13 protein-coding genes are annotated in these 16,452 nt (G+C 45.9%); 9 read left to right on the top strand and 4 right to left on the bottom strand.

Going from position 1 to position 16,452, the window contains the following annotated elements:
- Positions 1-49 precede the first annotated feature (49 nt).
- Positions 50-853, top strand: a complete 804-nt coding sequence (gene pstB, locus LW728_RS00675; RefSeq protein ID WP_287764663.1) for a phosphate ABC transporter ATP-binding protein PstB — start codon at positions 50-52, stop codon at positions 851-853.
- Positions 854-1,003: 150 nt separating this feature from the next.
- A complete protein-coding gene (gene pstB / locus LW728_RS00670) occupies positions 1,004-1,801 on the top strand; it encodes a phosphate ABC transporter ATP-binding protein PstB (protein WP_004268307.1) in 798 nt (265 codons plus the stop codon).
- Positions 1,802-1,867: 66 nt separating this feature from the next.
- Here pstB (LW728_RS00670) and LW728_RS00665 read toward each other — a convergent pair whose 3' ends face one another.
- On the bottom strand, positions 1,868-2,884 hold the full coding sequence (locus LW728_RS00665) for a PstS family phosphate ABC transporter substrate-binding protein (RefSeq protein WP_287729107.1): 1,017 nt from the start codon (positions 2,882-2,884) through the stop codon (positions 1,868-1,870).
- Between the two features lie 540 nt (positions 2,885-3,424).
- Between LW728_RS00665 and pstS the strand changes: the two genes are divergently transcribed.
- From pstS to LW728_RS00635, 6 genes are all read left to right on the top strand, one after another.
- Entirely contained in the window at positions 3,425-4,438 is a 1,014-nt protein-coding gene (pstS, locus tag LW728_RS00660) for a phosphate ABC transporter substrate-binding protein PstS (RefSeq protein WP_004268312.1), read from the top strand.
- 175 nt (positions 4,439-4,613) lie between these two features.
- Entirely contained in the window at positions 4,614-5,588 is a 975-nt protein-coding gene (gene pstC / locus LW728_RS00655) for a phosphate ABC transporter permease subunit PstC (protein ID WP_004268314.1), read from the top strand.
- A 4-nt stretch (positions 5,589-5,592) separates the two neighbouring features.
- On the top strand, positions 5,593-6,477 hold the full coding sequence (pstA, locus tag LW728_RS00650) for a phosphate ABC transporter permease PstA (RefSeq protein ID WP_045359638.1): 885 nt from the start codon (positions 5,593-5,595) through the stop codon (positions 6,475-6,477).
- Positions 6,478-6,488: 11 nt separating this feature from the next.
- Positions 6,489-7,298, top strand: coding sequence for a phosphate ABC transporter ATP-binding protein PstB (pstB, locus tag LW728_RS00645; RefSeq protein WP_004268318.1), 810 nt, complete (start codon positions 6,489-6,491; stop codon positions 7,296-7,298).
- Positions 7,299-7,701: 403 nt separating this feature from the next.
- Positions 7,702-8,466 carry a type I methionyl aminopeptidase gene (gene map, locus LW728_RS00640; RefSeq protein WP_002802314.1) on the top strand — a complete coding sequence of 255 codons (765 nt, stop codon included), beginning with the start codon at positions 7,702-7,704 and terminating at the stop codon, positions 8,464-8,466.
- Between the two features lie 168 nt (positions 8,467-8,634).
- On the top strand, positions 8,635-9,816 hold the full coding sequence (locus tag LW728_RS00635) for an aldo/keto reductase (RefSeq protein ID WP_002802315.1): 1,182 nt from the start codon (positions 8,635-8,637) through the stop codon (positions 9,814-9,816).
- Here LW728_RS00635 and cobO read toward each other — a convergent pair whose 3' ends face one another.
- The 3 genes from cobO to LW728_RS00620 all read right to left on the bottom strand — a co-directional run bounded on the left by cobO (position 9,817) and on the right by LW728_RS00620 (position 15,464).
- Positions 9,817-10,422, bottom strand: coding sequence for a cob(I)yrinic acid a,c-diamide adenosyltransferase (gene cobO, locus LW728_RS00630; RefSeq protein ID WP_287764661.1), 606 nt, complete (start codon positions 10,420-10,422; stop codon positions 9,817-9,819).
- A gap of 74 nt (positions 10,423-10,496) precedes the next feature.
- Positions 10,497-11,282, bottom strand: coding sequence for a Uma2 family endonuclease (locus tag LW728_RS00625; RefSeq protein WP_004268320.1), 786 nt, complete (start codon positions 11,280-11,282; stop codon positions 10,497-10,499).
- Between the two features lie 348 nt (positions 11,283-11,630).
- Complete coding sequence (locus tag LW728_RS00620; RefSeq protein ID WP_287764656.1) at positions 11,631-15,464, bottom strand: CHAT domain-containing tetratricopeptide repeat protein; 3,834 nt, start codon at positions 15,462-15,464, stop codon at positions 11,631-11,633.
- A gap of 455 nt (positions 15,465-15,919) precedes the next feature.
- Here LW728_RS00620 and LW728_RS00615 point away from each other — a divergent pair, with 455 nt between their 5' ends.
- Positions 15,920-16,186 (top strand): hypothetical protein, encoded by a 267-nt coding sequence (locus tag LW728_RS00615; protein WP_046661765.1) that lies wholly within the window; start codon positions 15,920-15,922, stop codon positions 16,184-16,186.
- The last annotated feature ends 266 nt before the right edge of the window (positions 16,187-16,452 follow it).

The raw sequence follows: 16,452 nt of genomic DNA, 5'->3' as shown, positions 1-16,452 counted from the left end.
TACCTATCTTTGCAATTCCTCAATTATCCAAATTCAAGTGAAATAATTTATGCTAACTAATCGCACTACCCAATCAACTGCAACCGTTTTAAAGGTGGATAAGGCTAATATTTACTATGGTAATTATCGAGCAGTGCGGGACGTTTCGATCGATATTCCCAAAAATAAAGTCACCGCTTTTATCGGACCCTCTGGCTGTGGAAAAAGTACCATTCTCAGGTGTTTTAATCGTCTCAATGATTTAATTCACGGTTTTCGTATTGACGGCAAAGTTTTTTATCATAACCAAGATATTTACTCTCAAGAGGTGGATCCTGTCGAAGTCAGAAAATACATCGGTATGGTGTTCCAGCGCCCTAATCCTTTTCCCAAATCCATCTATGATAATGTGGTTTACGGAGCGCGATTAAATGGTTATAAAGGCGATTTAGATGAATTAGTAGAAACTTCCTTGCGTCGGGCTGCTCTCTGGGAAGAAGTAAAAGATAAACTGAAAGAAAGCGGTTTTTCCCTATCGGGGGGACAACAACAAAGATTATGTATTGCTCGCACTATTGCCGCTCAACCAGAAGTATTATTAATGGATGAACCCTGTTCGGCACTCGATCCAATTTCAACTTTAAAAGTTGAGGAATTAATGCACGAATTAAAAGAACGTTATACAATTATTATTGTTACTCACAATATGCAACAAGCCACCAGAGTAGCGGATTTAACGGCTTTTTATAACGCTGAACCAACCGATAAAGGTGGCAAAATCGGTTATCTAGTCGAGTTTGATCATACGGATAAAATCTTTAGTGATCCTCAAGAAAAAGCAACTAAAGATTATGTTAGTGGACGTTTTGGCTAAATCAGTTATCAGTTATCAGTTATCAGTTATCAGATGTGAGTTTTCAGTGAACAGTATGAAGTGGCAAGTTGGGAGTTTTCTTTTCACTGATTACCGATTACTGTTTACCAGTCACTAAAAAAACACTCATCTCCTTTTTTTTTAAAGATTATGTATAGTACCGATGTTGTTACCGATGCGGTTTTGAGAACCAAAAACTTAAACGTTTACTACGGTTCTAATCTCGCTGTTCGTGATGTTAACCTTGATATTCCTGAGAAAAAAGTGATCGCTTTTATCGGTCCCTCTGGCTGCGGGAAAAGTACAGTTTTACGCTGTTTTAATCGCATGAATGATCTGGTTAAAAGTGCCAAAATTGAGGGAAAAGTTACCTTTCGCGGCCAAGATATTTATGGTAATTCCGTTAATCCTATCGGGTTACGCAGTCGCATCGGTATGGTGTTTCAAAAACCGAATCCTTTCCCTAAATCTATCTATGAAAATATCGCTTTTGGGGCGCGATTAAATGGTTACATCGGTGATATGGATCAATTAGTGGAAGAATCTTTAAAAAAAGCCGTTCTCTGGGATGATGTTAAAGATAAACTCAAAGAAAGTGGTTTAGCTTTATCGGGGGGACAACAACAAAGGTTATGTATTGCTCGCGCTATTGCGGTTAAACCGGAAGTTGTTTTAATGGATGAACCCTGTGCGGCACTCGATCCAATTTCTACCCTAAAAATTGAGGAATTAATTCACGAATTGAAAACCCAATATACTATAGTTATTGTTACTCATAATATGCAACAAGCGTCGCGGGTTTCTGATTTAACGGCTTTTTATAATGCTGAACCGACCCCAAAAGGTGGTAAAGTGGGTTATTTAGTGGAATATGATCGCACCGAGGTTATCTTTCAAAATCCCGCTCAAGAGTCCACTAGAGATTATGTTAGCGGTCGTTTTGGTTAAGATCACAGCAATAATAGCTAAAATAAAAGTCGATAGGGTGAGTTAATCTCACCCTATTTTAAGTTTCTAAAACTTGGCTTTCTGGCGCAGTAATTCGGCTAAAGTCACATCGAATTTTGAGTGTCCCCCGAAAACTGTTCCCGCTTCCCCGTTAAAGAAAGTGACCTTGGCTAAATGATAATGCTCACCGCTCAGGGGAATATAACCGACCTCTTGAACGATATTTTGAGCTTGACTGAGATAATACTCGACAAAACGCTGTAAATCCTTATTAGACTGGGCTTTTTGGGCGTTAACGTAGATAAATAAAGGACGGGCTAAGGGTTGATAGGTGGATTGTAGCACCGTTTCCCGGGAGGGCAAAACAGCCCCTTTACCACTGTCTATTGCTAAGGCTTTTAAGTTCGCCGCTTGTTTTTCGTAGTAAGCTAGACCAAAATATCCTAGGGCGTTGGCATCTTGACTAACTCCTTGGATTAAAGTGTCATCATCTTCACTGGCAACGTAATCGCTGCGGCTAACATCTTCTTCTCCTACCACCGCTTCCGTAAAATAATCGAAAGTTCCCGAATCTTTGCCCGCACCAAAGAGATTGAGAGGTTTATCCGGCAATCCCGATCGCACCTGACTCCACTTGGTAATTTTACCCTGGGCCGCAGGTTCCCAGATTTTTTTTAATTCCTCTAAAGTGATGCTGTCAATCCAATTGTTTTCTTTATTGACTGCGATGGTGAGTGCGTCAAAGGCGATCGGCAATTCGATAAATCTAATGTTATTCCGATTACAGGCTTCGATCTCATCGCTGCGAATCGGTCGCGAAGCATTGCTAATATCAGTTTTTCCAGCGCAAAACTGCCGAAATCCGCCAGTAGTACCCGAAAATTTGACGCTTATATCCGCAGACGGCTGTTTTTGTTTTTTGTATTCATCGGCGACAGCTTTGGTGATCGGGTAAACGGTGCTAGACCCATCAATAATAATTGATTTGTTTGATTGGGAGTCAACGGGAGCGCAAGCAACTAAAACACCAGCACTAACAAAAATAAGAGCCTTTTTGAGCAATTTATCGAGATTTATCAGCATTTATCCATCCCCTTGCTTTTCTGGGAGTCAGAAAAATTTATCTCCATCATTTCAAAAAAAATTGATTTAATACGAAACTCACCCCAAAAAGATAACAAACTTAACAGTAGCGAAAAGCAGCGGTGGCCCTGTTTGCCTTGACACACCTAGATAGGGTCTGCTGAAAAAGTTTTTCGTGGGGGCAGGGTGTGGGGTGTGGGGTGTGGGGTGTAAAGTCTAAAAGCCTTATCCAACAAGATTTTTAGATTTATTCAGCAAACCCTAGATAAAAAGCTTTGTCCGGGCAATTTCTCCCCAACAGATGGTTTAAATTAAGATTTCATCCTCGAATAGATACAATGGATTTTGGTCTTAATCGATCTAAATTGTTGCCAAAAGCTGTGAATTTTTTAAATTAAACTTAACCAAAATTTTACCGAATCTTAACCCAAAAAAATCTCCAATATTTCTAGATTTAAAAGTAATATTTGTGCCTTAAACTATATCTTGAAGAAAGTTCAACTTTCTCCAATTGTGCAGGATTCTTCAACCGGAAAATTTATGATATTCTCAACTGCTACCCTAACTCGTGTGTGTGCTGTCTCCTTCGCCACGGCAGCGGCCTTAGCAGGGACGATGGGAGAAGCTTTCGCCCAAACCCTGAACGGTGCAGGAGCCTCCTTTCCCGCGCCCCTATACCAGCGTTATTTTGCCGACTATAAAAACGCCACCGGTGTCACCGTTAACTATAATTCCGTCGGTAGCGGTGCTGGTGTCCGGCAATTTATCGCTGGAACCGTCGATTTTGGGGCTTCCGATGCCGCTCCTTCCTCCTCGGAAAAAGGCCAGATGAAAAACGGTTTACTGCTAGTTCCCACCGCCGGGGGAGCCGTCGCCGTGGTTTATAATTTGCCTGGGGTAAATAACCTGCAAATTTCCAGGGCTAACCTCGGTAAAATCTTCAGTGGCGAGATCACTAACTGGAGACAAGTGGATCCGAAACTTCCCAACCAACCCATTAAAGTGGTGGTTAGAGCCGATGGTAGCGGTACTACCGAGATTTTTACCTCTCACCTGAGTGCGATTAGTCCTTCCTTCAAAAGTAAGGTGGGAACCAGCAAAGAACCTAACTGGGGTTTTACCGTTCTCAAAGGACCGAAAAATGATGGTGTGGCGGCCCTGGTTAAACAAACAGAAGGCTCGATCGGTTACGTTCAAGATACCTTTGCCCGCAAAAATGAAGGGGCAACCATGAGAACTGCTAAAGTTCAGAATAAAGCTGGTCAATTTGTCGAACCCAGTCTCGCTCAAGCTAACAAGGCGATGGAAGGGATCAAATTTAACGCCGATTTTACCGCTAATATGGACGATCCGAGCAGTGGTTATCCGATCGTCGGGATTACTTGGTTATTAGTACCGAAAGACTACGCTGATAACAAAAAAGCGGCAGAAATTAAAAGACTGTTGACTTGGATTCTGACCACTGGTCAAGGTATTAACAATCAATTGGAATTTACCCGGATTCCCCAATCGGTGACTCAAAAAGTTTTAGCCGAAGTTAACAAAATTAAATAAATACTTTTGTATTAGTTTAGGCTTGATTGTCACCGCTTTCCAGTAAGATGGAAAAAAGTTACCGGTTAAGTCCATAACTAATAACTGCAAGTATTTCTTTTCTGTGGGCTGAACATTGTTCAGCCCCTACAGTTGCGTTTTAAACAACTGATAAGTGGTAATCGCTCTCTATCTTATGGCCAATTTTTCTGAATCCGTCGAGTCCTTGGCTGTCTCGGCGGCCAATCTTAACGAAAACCCCGGCACTGCGGGTTTATTCAATCGCATTTTTACAGTCTTAGTCTGGATTTGTGCCGCCTCTGGTTTAATTTTTCTGCTCTGGATGGCCTGGATTGTTTTTCAGGATGCGCGGCCGGCGATCAATGAATTCGGTTGGGGATTTCTCTGGGGAACCACTTGGGATGTGAACGTCCTCAAATTTGGTGGTTTACCCTTTATTTTCGGTTCGATCGTTTCCTCGATTCTGGCTCTTGTATTAGCTATTCCCCTCAGTGTTGCCGTTGCTTTAACCACTAGCGAGAATTATTTGCCGGCAAGTGTCCGTTATCCCATCGGTTTTCTGGTGGAATTAATTGCCTCGATTCCTAGCGTAATTATCGGGTTATGGGGGATTTTCGTGCTAATTCCCGTGCTTAAACCCCTACAAGAATGGTTATTTCAAAATTTTGCTTGGTTCCCTTTGTTTAATACCCAACCTTTGGGACCAAGTATGCTGATCGCCGGTGTGATCCTGGCCATCATGATCGTGCCGACTATTTCCGCTATCAGTCGCGATGTGTTGCTTACCGTCCCCCCCGAATTACGCAGCGCCTCCATGGCCCTAGGTGCCACTCGTTGGGAAACCATCTGGCGCGTGTTGTTGCCGGCGGCCAGTTCTGGCATTATCGGGGCGATTATCCTCGGTTTAGGTCGCGCTTTAGGGGAAACTATGGCGGTAGCCATGGTAATCGGTAACTCCTCGATTATTAGTCCCTCCCTCTTGGCCCCCGGTTATACTATTCCTGCTGTACTAGCCAATACCTTCCCAGAAGCTTTTGAAAAAATCCACATCGGAGCCTTGATGTATCTAGCTTTAATTCTATTTGTTATTACCTTAGCTGTCAATAGTGTAGCGGCTTTATTAGTACAATTTATCAACCGCAATCGTTAATTTTATGAGCCAAGGAGCTTTTCCCGAAGAAGATTTACAGCAACCCCTGTCACCCTGGCGACATTTTTTTACCAACGGTCTCACGGGTTTAGCGATCGCTCTTAGTGCCATCGCCATTCTACCTTTATTCGCTATCCTCTTTCAAATTGTCAAAGAAGGTTTACCCGGATTCAATTGGCAAGTTTTCACCTCTTTACCCGCCCCAGTTGGCTCCGATCCCAGTGTTCCCAACGGTTTCGCTAATGCGATCGTGGGTACTTTAACCATGGTCGGTTTAGCATCCCTCGGCAGCATACCTCTGGGGATTCTCACCGGGGTTTTTCTCTCGGAATTCGCTCGGGGTTCCAAAATTGGCGGTATTCTGCGCTTTGCGATCGTGGTGTTGAGTAGTACCCCTTCCGTTATTGTCGGGGTGTTTTCCTTCGGGGTTTTGGTGTTAACTACCAAACAATTTTCCGCCGTAGCGGGGGCCTTTGCTTTGGGGGTGATTATGTTGCCCATCATCGCTTTAACCACGGAAGAGGCACTAAAACTAATACCTATGTCCTACCGTCTCGGTTCCTCCGCTTTGGGGGGTTCCCGTTTCGATACGGTATTTCGCATTGTCCTACCAGCAGCGATCGCACCGATTATGACCGGGATATTATTAGCGGTGGCCCGGGCCGCTGGAGAAACCGCCCCTTTAATGTTTACGGCTTTATTTAGTCAATTTTGGCAAGAAAGTCTTTGGTCGCCCACACCGGCTTTAACGGTGTTGATTTATAACTATGCTAGTTCCCCCTTTCCTGAACAAAATTCCCTGGCTTGGACAGCTTCTTTAGTCCTAATTATCTTAGTTTTAATTACTAGCCTTCTCTCCCGTTTTGTCACTCGTAAACGCTCAAATTAAGCATTTTTCTTATGATCGATTCCTCTCTCATGAACAGTCCTACTTCTCTAGCTAATTCGGCGATCGAAGTCGAAAATATTAGCTTTTTCTATGGTAGTAAAAAAGCCCTGGAAGGTGTTTCTTTAGAAATCCCGCAAAGGCAAGTAACCGCCATGATCGGCCCCTCCGGTTGTGGTAAATCCACTCTCTTAAAAGCCCTCAATCGCATCGGGGAATTAGAGGGACAAGTGACAGTTAAGGGCAAAGTTAGGTTTTTTGGCCAAGATATCTACGCCCCCAAAGTTAACCTTCATACCTTACGGCGACAGGTGGGTATGGTGTTTCAGCGCCCTAACCCTTTTCCTGCTAGTATTTACGATAATATTGCCTACGGTATTAGAATTTATCGTTCCGCTAGTCGCAGTGAATTAGATGCAATTGTGGAATCAGCTTTAAAAGGGGCTGCTCTTTGGAATGAAGTTAAAGATCTGTTGAATAAATCTGCTTTAGGATTATCGGGAGGACAACAACAAAGATTGTGTATTGCTCGCGCTTTGGCGGTAAAACCAAAAGTATTATTAATGGATGAACCTTGTTCGGCCTTAGACCCCCTTTCTACCCTCAAAGTCGAGGAATTAATCCATGAATTGAAGCAACAATACACGATCGTGATTGTCACCCATAATATGCAACAGGCCTCTAGGGTATCCGATCGCACGGCCTTTTTTAATGCCGATGAAACCCGCGTCGGTCGTTTGGTAGAATTTGACACCACCCAGAAAATTTTCACCGATGCAGTTAATCAACAAACTCGCGATTATGTAGCCGGTAGATTCGGTTAATTTGTCTTGTCAGTTATCAGTTATCAGTTATCAGTTATCAGTTATCAGTTATCAGTTATCAGTAGTCAGGAGACAGGAGATTATTTTTATTTATTCTCCCCACACCCCACTCCCTGCTCCCCAATTCATAATTCATAATTCATAATTCATAATTCCCCCACACCCCACACCCTACACCCCACACCCTACACCCCACACCCTGCTCCCCAATTCATAATTCATAATTCATAATTCCCCCACACCCCACACCCCACTCCCTGCTCCCCAATTCATAATTCATAATTCATAATTCATAATTCCCCCACACCCCACACCCTACACCCTACACCCTAAACCCTAAGACTGCCCGATTTTGCTAGGATAAGAAATGTAACAAGAATCTTTCTCAACAGTCGGATAATTCATGGGCAACGATACCATCACCTTACTCTCCCCGCGGGAAATTGACAAAATGCGACGAGCCGGACGATTAGCGGCTAAACTGTTAGATCATCTGGCAGATATGGTTAAACCGGGGGTAAGTACCCTAGAAATCAATGATGAAGCAGAACGTTGGACTCGCGCCCATGGAGCCAAAAGTGCGCCCCTAGGATACCACGGCTTTCCTAAGTCCATCTGTACTAGCATTAACGAGGTTATCTGTCACGGCATCCCCAGCGCCGATCAAATCCTCAAAGATGGCGATATTATTAACATCGATGTCACCCCGATTTTAGAGGGTTATCACGGCGATACCTCCCAGACTTTCTTTGTCGGTACTCCCTCCCCCCTGGCTAAAAAGTTAGTGGAAGTTACCAGAGAATGTCTGCAAAGAGGCATAGATGCAGTGCAGCCGGGGGGTAAAATCGGCGATATCGGCGCAGCTATCCAAGAATATGCGGAAGGCCAAGGATTCTCGGTGGTTAGAGATTTTGTCGGTCATGGTATCAGTAATGTTTTTCACACCGGTCCGCAGGTTCCCCACTACGGCACTCGCGGCAAGGGCAAAAAAATTCGCCCCGGTATGGTATTCACCATTGAACCAATGATTAATGAGGGAACCTGGCAACATATTGTCTTAAAAGACGGTTGGACTGCTATTACTAAAGATGGTAAACTTTCGGCCCAATTTGAACACACCATCGCCGTCACCGAAACTGGTGTCGAAATTCTCACTGTACCCGATTAAATTTAGGGAACAGGGAACAGGGGATAGGGAATGGGAGAATGGGGAAATAGGGAAGTTTCAACTAATACCCCAAAACCCTAAAACCCCATCTCCCCACCTCCCCACTTCATAATTCATAATTCATAATTCATAATTCATAATTCATAATTCCCACTGATAACTGAATATATGCAGTATCGTCGTTTCGGTCGCACTAATCTACAAATGCCAGTGTTTTCCTGTGGGGGGATGCGCTATCAATTTCAGTGGCAGGATGTGCCAATGTCGCAAATTCCCGACGAGAATCAAGGCAATTTAGAGGCAATTATCAATAAATCTCTGGAAGTGGGGATTAATCACATCGAAACCGCTAGGGGTTACGGCACTTCCGAGATGCAATTGGGCAAAATTTTGCCGCAACTACCGAGGGAAAAGATTATCGTGCAGACGAAAGTTTCTCCTAGTCAAGATGTGCGGGAATTTCGCCGTAAATTTGAGCAATCCCTGCAATTTTTACGGTTAGATTATGTGGATTTGTTGGGCATCCATGGCATCAACACCGAGGAAATTCTCGATGATACTATGGCCGAGGGCGGTTGTTGGCAAGAGGCGAAAAAATTACAGCAACAGGGAAAAGTTCGTTTTATCGGTTTCTCCACCCATGCACCAACTGATGTAATTGTCAAGACTATTGCAACAAATTGTTACGATTACCTCAATCTGCACTGGTACTATATTTTTCAGAATAACTGGCCGGCCATAGAAGCGGCAAAACAGCACGATATGGGGGTTTTTATCATTAGTCCCTCCGATAAGGGCGGCCATCTCTACAATCCTCCCCCTAAGCTCGTGGCTCTCTGTTCTCCTCTCAGTCCGATGGTTTTTAATGACCTATTTTGTCTCAGTCATCCGGCCGTCCATACCCTTAGTATCGGTGCTGCGCGAGCCAGAGATTTTGATGAACACCTGAAAACTTTACCCTTACTCGATCGCTCCGAGGAGATTTTACCGGCAATTATCGAGAGATTGCAAGGGGAGATGATCAACTGTTTAGGCGATAATTGGGTAAAAACTTGGTCTGTGGGTTTACCTAGCTGGGAAAATACCCCCAATCAGATTAATATTCGTTCTATCCTCTGGTTACGCAATCTTGTTATCGCCTACGATATGATTGACTTTGCGAGGGCCAGATACAATCTCTTGGGGAATGGGGGTCATTGGTTCCCCGGTCAACAGGCAAAAGAGGTGGAAAAACTCGATTTAACTGCCTGTTTAGCCGCTAGTCCCCACGCTGATAAAATTCCCTATCTTCTCGCCGAAACTCATCGATTATTGTCGGGAGAGACGGTACAACGCTTAAGCAGTAGTTAATTAAAATTCGATGCCGGGTTGCGCTTTCACTCCCTGTTGACGAAAGGGATGTTTAATTAACTTCATTTCCGTGACTAAATCCGCTATCTCGATTAATTCGGGTAAAGCTCCTCTACCAGTGAGAATAACGTGACAATTAGGGGGTTTTTGGGCTAAACCAGCGATAACTTCCTGAATATCCAGATAGCCGAATTTAAGGGCGATATTGATCTCATCGAGTAAAATTAATTGATATTGGGGATTTTCGAGAAAAGTTAGGGCTTTTTGCCATGCTTCTTGGGCTTTCTCTATATCTCTTTCTCTATCTTGGGTTTCCCAGGTAAAACCTTCCCCCATAGCATAAAACTCGATTTGTTCCCCCCAAACACTAAAAATCTTTTGTTCGGCAGGTTCCCAAGCACCTTTGATGAATTGTACCACCGCCACTTTGTAACCATGACCGAGGGAACGTAAAACCATACCGAGGGCTGCCGTGGTTTTTCCCTTACCATCGCCGGTATTAACGATAATTAAACCTTTTTCAGCGATTTTTTCGGCCAAACGTTCCTCTTGGATGACCTTGCGGCGCTGCATTTTTTCTTTGTATTGTTCGGGAGTGAGTTGCATTCGGGTCTGTCCAGTCAAATCAAGATAATTGTAACTCAAGGGGTTATCGATCGCTATGTGAAGATTTTGACCGGCTAAATTGTCTGGGGGTTGATGCCTAATTCTCGTAATTTTGCCGCTAATCTTTCCTTGGCTTGTCGTTCTTGTTCTTTTTCTAAAAGAGCCTGTTCTTTTTCTAAAAGAGCCTGTTCTTTTGCCTGTCGTTCCTGTTCCTTTTCTAAAAGAATCTGTTCCTTTTCTAAAAGAATCTGTTCCTTTGCTTGTCTTTGCTGTAATTCAGCTTCTTGGGGAGTGGGAACCAATTGACCATCGGCGGTAAAATAACGCAGTTTACGGTCAAATATGCCTAAATATAATCCTAACTGTTCACTCCATAGATAACCCCGGTCATTGGGAGAAATAGCTTGATATTGTCCCTCAAGTATCGTAAATCCTTGGAATTCTAAGGTATTAGGATCGAACCAAAAATAATTAGGAGTGCGAAAAGTATTTTGGTAGAGAATTTTCTTTTTAGTGCGGTCAATATTGGCCGTAGAATCGGAAATAATCTCCACGATCACATTGGGATATTTACCCTGTTCTCCCCAAACCACCCAACTTTTGCGGGGACGTTTTTCTGTATCTAAAACCACAAAAAAATCAGGACCGCAGAAATCGCGCTTTTTCAGTTGTTCTTCGTTATAGTAGATAGTCAGATTACCGGAAGCGTAGTAATCGTTTTTCTCTTGCCATAATAATTCTAGACAATTGAGGAGAATTATGATCTGTTGCAGATGTAAATCACTTTCCAAGGGTGGTTCATCACTCCATAAATCGGTGGGGGGACAGGTAACTTCTGGTAAAATGTCGAGAGTTGTCATAGTTTTTCCCCTGGCTGGGACATTTATTTAATTAGGGTTTACTGAATAAATGTGAAATATAGACTAGATAAGAGTTTTAGGATATTTTTTTGCGAAACAGGTGCAAGGTTTTGAGAGTCCTGTAGGGGCGAAGCATTTGGGCATAACCTATCACTGAAACCGTAGATTTCCTATCCGAATGCTTCGCCCGTACCCCAAATTTTTCTCTAGCAACGCACCAAATAAATTAATGATAGGTGTGGTGCGTTACGACGGATTGTTAGATTCAAGTTTAAGCAAAGATTGTCGCCGTCTAACGCACCCTACATTTTACTACATTTTACTTGCAACAAGGAAATAATTCATAATTTAAGGAAGTCCCAGACAATAGAACGCCCCCCAGTAACGATAATCCTGAAAAGGCACTGCGTCGGGAGCAAATTCGTCGAGCCACTTGATCAATTCGCCGATTTTCTGATAATTGGCTTGAGCAGTATCGGCGTTCGGATCCTTAGTTTGGCGCATTTGTCGCCAAGTCTGATAAGCCTGCTGATAATCGGCTGTCAAACGGTCCCGCCAGTCTTTTTGGCAAGTCTCCCGCAGCGCTTGACGAGCCTGATGTAGAGCCGTTAAACGTTCCTCTCCGGCCCGCCGTGCGCGATGGTACTCCCGGGAAAACAGCGCCGTCGCTAGATCAGTCACCGCCCAATGACTACTAATCACAGCACGAGCGCCCCCCAGCAGAAAGCCTGTACCTAAGCTGAGGGGTTCGTCCAGTAATTCCCGTCGCAGGTTTCCCTCTTCATCTCGGGAAGTGGCAAAACTGAGACCGGTTTCACAACAGGAGAGAAACACTTCCAACAATTCGGGAAAACGCCACAGGGGACTAAGTAAATCCCGGAGGGTGACTTTTTGCTCTTCGGCTAGGACGAGGTGGGAGTTGAGGGGATCATCGGGGCGGCTGGTGGCGTGGTGGCTGGAGAGCAAAGCCTGCACTTGTTTCAGCAATTGCAGATAAGAGTCGGGGGTGACTGTGCGCCCCTGTAGCCGCCGTTGGCGAGGCACATTCCAGGTTTGGGCGACCCACTCACACTCTAGGGGAGTATAGGGCAAATCCTCTGTGGTGTTTTCCACAATCCCCAGGGTGTCGGGAGTCGGTTGCGATCGCTCTTGGCACAGTCCGAGAATTTTCGTACTAGGGACAAACTGAAGGCGAAAGCGATCGCCCAGTAGTTGGCCTTGGGCGGTGGGTAGAAGGTCGAAGGGAATTTGGTGCAGGAACAGGTGGGGAATCAGGATTAACTCAGTGATGCCCTGGAGGTGCTGTTGGATGAGGGTGTCGAATTGCAGTCGGGTTGCCAGTTCTTGCAGACGAGTGGCCATAGCTTGGTGCCACTCATCCCGACGCTGCTGGCGGGATTGGGCGGTCTCTGCTTGATTAATCGCAATGTAGGGGTTAACCCAGTTGACGACCAGCCAGTTTTGCAAGTCGTTGGCGGACTCCGGGGGATTGGGAATAGTGTGGCAGTTGACCCCTTCCCCGCCATCCCGGGAGGGGCGACGCAGGACAAAGATGTGGGTATGGGTGGCGGTGGTGTAGAAGCTGAGGAGGGCAGTCTGGGGGGATGGAAGCAGCGCCGTTAGCTGATCGAGTCGGGGTTGGGGTTGGGGTTGCTGAAGTTGGGCGGTGATGGCATCAAAGCGGTAGAGAGCATCCCAGGCTTGACGTTCAGCGGCTTCGGCGGCGTAGAGTTGTTCCGTGGCAAAGCTGGCGCGGGTGTTACCGATGGGGTAGGGTTGGGGTTTCTGGGTGAATCCGGGCTGGTCGAGGGGTTTTTGACGGAGTTGGGATTGGATCTGACGGCTATCCTTAACCTGCTGATACCAGGCTTGGATCTCTGGGGGAACGCGCCCATCGGCGTAGAGGTCGCCCACAGCGATGAGGTCGGCGAGGCGTTTGGAGCGGGAACGTTCGACGGTTCGCAGCGCCAGGGAGAGGTCGCCTTGGTTAACGGCGGCTTGGATTAGGTTTTCATAAACACCGATGGACTCGCGGACAATCTCTTGGCGAAGGGCTTCACTGGTTGCCCAGGCGCGGCTTTGTTCAACGGCTTCCACGGCGACGGTGTAGCCTTCGATGGCAATGTCCCACCAACCCTGCTGGAAACCGATATCGCCTAAGTTGCGCCCAGTTCTCAGGGTGTCAGCCGGTAAGAGAGCGGGGTTGAGAAAGGAAAGTGCTTCTCGATAATTGGCGATCGCCCGTTCTAGGTTGGCCACTGGCTCTTTCCCTAGTCGGGCCTGGGTGCGGTAGGCATTGCCCAGATTATTGAGGGTTGTGGCTAAATCCCTTTCTAATCCGGGTTGGCGGCGGATGGTGGTGGCTTCGGTATAGGTAGCGATCGCCCGTTCTAGGTTGGCTACCGGCTCTTTCCCTAGTTCGGCCTGGGTGCGGTAGGCATTGCCCAGATTATTGAGGGTTCCGGCTAAATCCCTTTCTAATCCGGGTTGGCGGCGGATGGTGGTGGCTTCGGTATAGGCGGCGATCGCCCGTTCTAGGTTGGCTACCGGCTCTTTCCCTAGTCGGGCCTGGGTGAGGTAGGCTATGCCCAGATTAGTGAGGGTTGTGGCTAAATCCCTTTCTAATCCCGGTTGGCGGAAGATGGTGGTGGCTTCGGTGTAGGCGGCGATCGCCCGTTCTAGGTTGGCTACCGGCTCTTTCCCTAGTTCGGCTTGGTTGAGGTAGGCTATGCCCAGATTATTGAGGGTTTCGGCTAAATCCCTTTCTAATCCCAGTTGGCGGAAGATGGTGGTGGCTTCGGTGTAGGCATTGATCGCCCGTTCTCGGTTAGCTACCGGCTCTTTCCCCACTTGGGATTGAGTCCAGTAGGCTAGGCCCAGATTATTGAGGGTTGTGGCTAAATCCCTTTCTAATCCGGGTTGGCGGCGGATGGTGGCGGCCTCGGTATAGGCGGCGATCGCCCGTTCTAGGTTGACCACCGGCTCTTTCCCTAGTCGGGCTTGGGTGCTGTAGGCTACGCCCAGATTATTGAGGGTTTGGGCTAAATCCCTTTCTAATCCGGGTTGGCGGTGGATGGTGGTGGCTTCGGTATAGGCGGCGATCGCACGTTCTAGGTTGGCTACCGGCTCTTTCCCTAGTTGGGCTTGGGTGTGGTAGGCTATGCCCAGATTATTGAGGGTTGTGGCTAAATCCCTTTCTAATCCCGGTTGGCGGCGGATGGTGGTGGCTTCGGTGTAGGTGGCGATCGCCCGTTCTAGGTTGGCTACCGGCTCTTTCCCTAGTTGGGCTTGGGTGAGGTAGGCATTGCCCAGATTAGTGAGGGTTAGGGCTAAATCCCTTTCTAATCCCGGTTGGCGGCGGATGGTGGTGGCTTCGGTATAGGCGGCGATCGCCCGTTCTAGGTTGGCTACCGGCTCTTTCCCTAGTTGGGCTTGGGTGCGGTAGGCATTGCCCAGATTATTGAGGGTTTGGGCTAAATCCCTTTCTAATCCGGGTTGGCGGCGGATGGTGGTGGCTTCGGTGAGGGCGGCGATCGCCCGTTCTAGGTTGGCCACTGGCTCTTTCCCTAGTTCGGCTTGGGTGACGTAGGCTACGCCCAGATTATTGAGGGTTGTGGCTAAATCCCTTTCTAATCCCGGTTGGCGTTTAGTTGCAGCACAAAACTCGTATCCATAGACGGCAATGGCTAGGTTAATGAGTGGATTACCTTTAGGAAATTCATGAAAAGCATAAGTAAGACAATAGAGTATTGCCGCTAGTCTGTGAGTTTCCTCTCGACTGGCTTGTTCCTTGGTTTGATTTCCCCAAGCACGGAGGAGGTTAAGTAAGTTTTCATCTAAGAGATGGAGGTTATTGTCGAGCAGGGGATAAATTGCTTGGGGGTTTCCGTGACTTTCTACGACAGTTTCCAGTAGGGTTTGTAAAAAACTGATGTAGAGGTTTTGGTTATCTCTTGGCGGGTCTAAAATTTGCTCTAACTGTTGCGCCATATTCAGCAACCATCTCCCTTCATTGCTTTGTCCTTGCTGTTCTAATAAGTCTGCATACTGCTTCATCACAGCGACTAAGCCTGCATCAAGTAATTCCGCGTTAGCCTCTAATAGCGCTGGTTCCAGACCATTTTCGCACTGGAGGAGCGCTTGGATTAGGGCTAAGTAAGCTTCTATTCTTGCTTCGTTCATGATTGTTTTTAGTAGTAGTGGTTCTAATTAAATTGAAGATAGATTTTGGGTTTGATCCCCCCTTAGTCCCCCCTTGATAAGGGGGGTGTTGATCCCCCCTTAGTCCCCCCTTGATAAGGGGGGTGTTGATCCCCCCTTAGTCCCCCCTTGATAAGGGGGGCATCTGATAATTTTTAACGCCTACCTAATCAGATAAGAACTCTTGACAATTAATTATATGTTATAACGAAGTTAAATTAATGATAGGTGTGGTGCGTTACGACGGATTGTTAGATGATTGAGTAGGGGCGAAGCATTCGGACAATAACCTATTACTGAAACCCTAGATTTCCTATCCGAATGCTTCGCCCGTACCCTGAATTTTTCTCTAGCAAACTCAATTGGGGATGGGGGGTGAGTGCGATCATGGATTTTAAGCTATAATCAAAGATGTTGATTTATCCCATGAAGTAACAATGTTATCCATTAATCTAGATCGAGAAACCGAGAACTATCTAGCAGACATCATTTCCGAAGAGAATATTAGCTCAGAAGAACTTCTGAAAAAACTCATTTACGAACATTGGCAAAGCTTAAAACCGCGTAAAACTTTATTACAACGCCGGGGAGGTCATCCTCAGCATCTTTTAGAAAATGCTCCACCTGATTTGTCATTGCGAGAAAACCGCAAAAAAGTAGTGGCAGAATATATCCAAAACCACCATCAGCAAGATCATTCATGACAAATTATCCCCCCAAAATTATTACAGATAGCAGTATTTTATTCGCCTATTACAGTTCCCAAGATATAGTTATTTCAACTAAGAATGAGACAAGACTCACCTATCTCACTATTATTGTCAGTAAGCACTCCCGCAGGGGCGAAGCATTCGGATAAGAAATCTACGGTTTCAGCGATAGGTTATTGCCCGAATGCTTCGCCCCTACAACCTTATTTGAAATGACTATATGTTACATTTGGGCGCAGGTTTCCCAGATGGCGAAAAGT

Origin of the sequence: Microcystis sp. 49638_E5 (assembly GCF_021300285.1) — a bacterium.
GTDB classification, from domain to species: Bacteria; Cyanobacteriota; Cyanobacteriia; order Cyanobacteriales; family Microcystaceae; genus Microcystis; species Microcystis aeruginosa_C.
The sequence above is the reverse complement of the archived record's forward strand: the minus strand, read 5'-3'. Positions and strand labels throughout refer to the sequence as shown.

Bases quoted from the DNA above. Each gene is read 5' to 3' on its own strand.
- pstB (WP_287764663.1), top strand. From the start codon at position 50: ATGCTAACTAATCGCACTACCCAATCAACTGCAACCGTTTTAAAGGTG.
- pstB (WP_004268307.1), top strand. From the start codon at position 1,004: ATGTATAGTACCGATGTTGTTACCGATGCGGTTTTGAGAACCAAAAAC.
- LW728_RS00665 (WP_287729107.1), bottom strand. From the start codon at position 2,884: ATGCTGATAAATCTCGATAAATTGCTCAAAAAGGCTCTTATTTTTGTT.
- pstS (WP_004268312.1), top strand. From the start codon at position 3,425: ATGATATTCTCAACTGCTACCCTAACTCGTGTGTGTGCTGTCTCCTTC.
- pstC (WP_004268314.1), top strand. From the start codon at position 4,614: ATGGCCAATTTTTCTGAATCCGTCGAGTCCTTGGCTGTCTCGGCGGCC.
- pstA (WP_045359638.1), top strand. From the start codon at position 5,593: ATGAGCCAAGGAGCTTTTCCCGAAGAAGATTTACAGCAACCCCTGTCA.
- pstB (WP_004268318.1), top strand. From the start codon at position 6,489: ATGATCGATTCCTCTCTCATGAACAGTCCTACTTCTCTAGCTAATTCG.
- map (WP_002802314.1), top strand. From the start codon at position 7,702: ATGGGCAACGATACCATCACCTTACTCTCCCCGCGGGAAATTGACAAA.
- LW728_RS00635 (WP_002802315.1), top strand. From the start codon at position 8,635: ATGCAGTATCGTCGTTTCGGTCGCACTAATCTACAAATGCCAGTGTTT.
- cobO (WP_287764661.1), bottom strand. From the start codon at position 10,422: ATGCAACTCACTCCCGAACAATACAAAGAAAAAATGCAGCGCCGCAAG.
- LW728_RS00625 (WP_004268320.1), bottom strand. From the start codon at position 11,282: ATGACAACTCTCGACATTTTACCAGAAGTTACCTGTCCCCCCACCGAT.
- LW728_RS00620 (WP_287764656.1), bottom strand. From the start codon at position 15,464: ATGAACGAAGCAAGAATAGAAGCTTACTTAGCCCTAATCCAAGCGCTC.
- LW728_RS00615 (WP_046661765.1), top strand. From the start codon at position 15,920: ATGTTATCCATTAATCTAGATCGAGAAACCGAGAACTATCTAGCAGAC.